The organism is Paracoccus sp. S4493 (assembly GCF_000967735.1).
Classification (GTDB): domain Bacteria; phylum Pseudomonadota; class Alphaproteobacteria; order Rhodobacterales; family Rhodobacteraceae; genus Paracoccus; species Paracoccus marcusii.
On sequence record NZ_JXYF01000322.1, the window covers coordinates 1 to 3,460 of the forward strand.

Annotated in this window: 4 protein-coding genes; 2 read left to right on the forward strand and 2 right to left on the reverse strand. The window is 72.2% G+C overall.

All coding sequences use genetic code 11. The features are described 5' to 3' along the window. Together TW83_RS17425 and TW83_RS19510 are read right to left on the reverse strand one after the other, a co-directional pair. A partial coding sequence (locus tag TW83_RS17425; RefSeq protein WP_045984054.1) for an AMP-binding protein occupies window positions 1-1,310 on the reverse strand: 1,310 nt, incomplete at its 3' end. Then, a complete protein-coding gene (locus TW83_RS19510) occupies window positions 1,307-1,924 on the reverse strand; it encodes a thermostable hemolysin (protein ID WP_052714966.1) in 618 nt (205 codons plus the stop codon). The genes TW83_RS19510 and TW83_RS17425, both read right to left, overlap by 4 nt. Window positions 1,925-2,082: 158 nt before the next feature. On the opposite strand from TW83_RS19510, the gene TW83_RS17435 reads away from it, so the two are divergent. Next, window positions 2,083-2,736, forward strand: a complete 654-nt coding sequence (locus TW83_RS17435; protein ID WP_045984055.1) for a response regulator transcription factor — start codon at window positions 2,083-2,085, stop codon at window positions 2,734-2,736. Then, window positions 2,733-3,460 (forward strand): histidine kinase dimerization/phospho-acceptor domain-containing protein (locus TW83_RS17440; RefSeq protein WP_045984056.1); only part of this gene is annotated, 728 nt, incomplete at its 3' end. The genes TW83_RS17435 and TW83_RS17440, both read left to right, overlap by 4 nt.

The window sequence follows — 3,460 nt, forward strand, 5'->3', positions numbered from 1 at the left end:
ATGCGCGCGGCCACCTGCCGGTCGGCGGTGCCCGAGGCGCGGATCAGCCCGGCCTCGCGCGGGTCGGCGAAGACCAGCGTGTCGGGGCGGGCATAGTCGGGCAGGGCGGCCAGCCGCGCCGCCAGCGCCGCCATGTCCGGGCTGCCCGTGGCGACCAGGACCAGCATCAGCCGGTCGTCCCCGGTCAGGATCAGGGCGGCCGCCGGGATGGCCGGATCGGCCAGGGCCGCGGCCTCGACCCATTCGGGCGCGATGTTGCGCCCCGAGGCGCGCAGGATCATCGCGTCGCGCCGACCCAGCACCGTCAGCCGCCCATTCGTCAGCTGGCCCAGATCGCCGGTCCGCCACGGTCCGCGATGGGGTGCATGGCCCAGATAGCCCGACATGACGGCGGGGCCGTCGACCACGATCTCCCCATCCTCGATGCGCAGGTCCACGCCGTCCAGGGGCAGCATCGCGGTGCCGCCTGCGGGCGTCATGGCCACGACCGATGACGCCTCGGACAGGCCATAGCCCTCGGCCACGGGCAGGCCCAAGGCGCGGGCCTCGGCCAGAAGGACCGGAGAGACCGGCGCACCACCGACCGCGATATAGCGTAGGCTGTCCGGCGCGCGGGCGCCCTGCCGCAGGGCCGCGACCCACAGCGTCAGCTGGCGCGGGGCCAGCACGGTCACGGTCGGGTGGCAGGTTGCGGCCGCGCGCGCCAGGGCGGTGCCGTCGCCGGTGAACAGGCAGGCCGCGCCCCCGGCCGCGATGACGGTTTCGGCGCCGATCAGCACCGGCACGAAGATGCCGCAGATCTGTTCCAGCAGCTGGGCCTGGGGCAGGACGGACAGATAGCGGTCCCGGGGCGTGGCCCCGATGGCCGCCGCCAACGCTCGGGTCTGGGCGGTCAGCTGGCGGTCGCCCAGCTCCACGCCCTTGGGCCGCCCCGTCGTCCCGGAGGTATAGATCACCCGGTCCGCCCCCCCGGCATAGGCCAGCGGCATCGCGGCGTCGGGTCGCGGCAGGCGGTCGATCAGCGTGGCGCCGGAATCGGCCAACAGGTGATCGATCTGCCCGGCGGAAAAGAAGCCCGGCACCGGCACCACGCGGCACCCGGCCAAAGTCGCGGCCAGATCGGCGATGACATAGTCCAGCCCGACAAGGCGCAGACCGACCGTCCGGGGCCCGCCCGCGAAACCGGCGGCCGCATGACCGACGGCACGGGCAAGGCCCGCCCAGCTGATCGTGCGGTCACCGTCACGGAACGCGATGGCGTCGGGCCGCTGGCGGGCATGGCGGGCGAGGGCGTCGAAGATCGGGATCATCGGGGGGAGACCTTGCTGAAGCTGCGGGAGGGGCGGGGCATGAAGCGCAGCGGTTCGGATCGTTCGGCCAGCGCGCAGACCCAGGGGTTCGTGTCGTAGTAGCGGCCCCAGCAGGCCGCATCGGGCAGGCATTCCGCCCGCGCCGGTGCCAGCGCCAGCAGCGGCACTCCGGTCCGCTGCAGCATCGCGACCAGGGCGGTCGTGGCCGTGAACAGGCCCCAACTTTTGCCCTGCAGGCGGCCCTCGGCGGCGATGGCCTCGATCAGGGGCAGCGTGGCGATGGGGCGGGGGCAGGCCATCGACACGACCTCCAGGATGTCGTCGTCGTAAACCGCACGGCCGCTGCGTTCGGACAGCAGCTGCGCCACCGGCCGGTCCAGATAGACCTGTGAAAAGAACCCCGCCGCCGCATCGCGCAGGCCCGCCGCCCCCAGCACCGCGCCCGAGGCCGACCGCGCCACCGCCAGGGGAACCGCGGGCAGGGTCATGCGGGCGTCGAAGGCGTCATGGAAATGGCCTTCGATCATCAGGGCTGCGGCCTGCCAGCCGGGGTCCAGGGGCTGCAGGATCTGCATGTGCATGGCGTGGTCGGACAGGTGGCGCAGTACATGCATGGTGGGGCCTTTGCGTGGTTCGTGCCCCTGATCTGACGGGCAAAGCTTGCAGCAGGCTTACAGACAGGGATGCCATCATCACGACGCTGTGAGGCGCTCTTTTCCGTTGATCCGGGTCCCCCGTCCCGCCATGTCTTGGCGGAACGAAGGGAAATCGGATGCGTGTGCTGCTGATCGAAGACGAGGCCGATATCGCCGATGCGCTGGTCCGGTACCTGCGGGCGCAGGGTCATGCGGTCGATCATGCGCCAGACCTGGACACCGCGCGCGCGGCCTTGGAGGTTGCGGGCTTTGACGCGATCCTGCTGGACCTGGCGCTGCCGGACGGGTCCGGGCTGGTGCTTCTGCGCGAACAGCGCCATCGCGGCAACCGCGTGCCGGTGATCATCGCGACCGCGCGCGACCAGATCACCGAACGCATCGCCGGGCTGGATGCGGGCGCGGACGATTACGTCGTCAAACCCTATGACCTGGCCGAGATCGAGGCGCGTCTGCGCGCCAATGCCCGCCGTGCATCGGGCGATCCGGCGACGGAAAGCCGGCTCGGCGGGCTGCGGGTGGACCGCGCCGGAGCCCGCCTGTTCAAGGGCGAAGCCGAGATCCGCCTGACCTCACGCGAATGGGCGCTGTTCGACGCACTGCTGTCCGCGCGGGGCAGGGTGCTGTCCAAGCAGGTGCTGGAGGATCGCCTCTATGCCTTCGACGACGCCATCGAGGGGAACGCGGTCGAAGTCTATGTCTCGCGGCTGCGGGGCAAGCTGGGGGCCGATGCGATCCAGACGCGGCGCGGCCTGGGATACCTGATCCCGTGACGCGGCCCTGGTCCCTGCGCGGCAGGCTGGTGCGCCGGGTCGTGCTGGGGGCCTGCGCCGCGTGGCTGGCGGGGGTGGCGCTGGCCGCGACGGTGATCTCTCACGAGATGTCCGAGCTGATGGATGACAGCCTGGAGGCATCGGCCCGCCTGTCGCTGTCGCTGTACCGTGGCGCGGGTCAGGTCGGGACACTGGCCCCGGGCGACAGCGCGATCCGCATCGTTGACGTAGGCGTAGAGGTGACCGACGCGCCCTGGGCGCCGGTCACCGCCGATGGCGGCCAGGACCTGCCCGGCTGGCGGGTGTTCCGCCTGGCCGATCCGGCGGGCGATCTGGTCGTCGAGGTCGGCCACACAACCGCCTGGCGCCGCGACGAGCTGCGCGAAAGCCTGACCTGGCTGGTGGGGCTGATGCTGCCGGTCCTGCTGGCCGCGCCTTTGGCGATCCGCGGGGCGGTCGGGTCGGCGCTGCGGCCCGCGACGCGCTTCGCGGGCGAATTGCGTCGGCGGTCGGCCCAGGACCTGTCCCCCGTCGCGACCCCGGACCTGCCGATCGAACTGGCCCCGATCCCGCGGGCGTTGAACGGCTATCTGGATACGATCCGCGCCCGGATCGATGCGGAACGCCAGTTCGCCACCAATGCCGCGCACGAGTTGCGCACGCCCATCGCCGCCGCGTCCGGCCAGGCGCAGCTGATCGCGGCGGGGCTGGCCGACGACGCGGC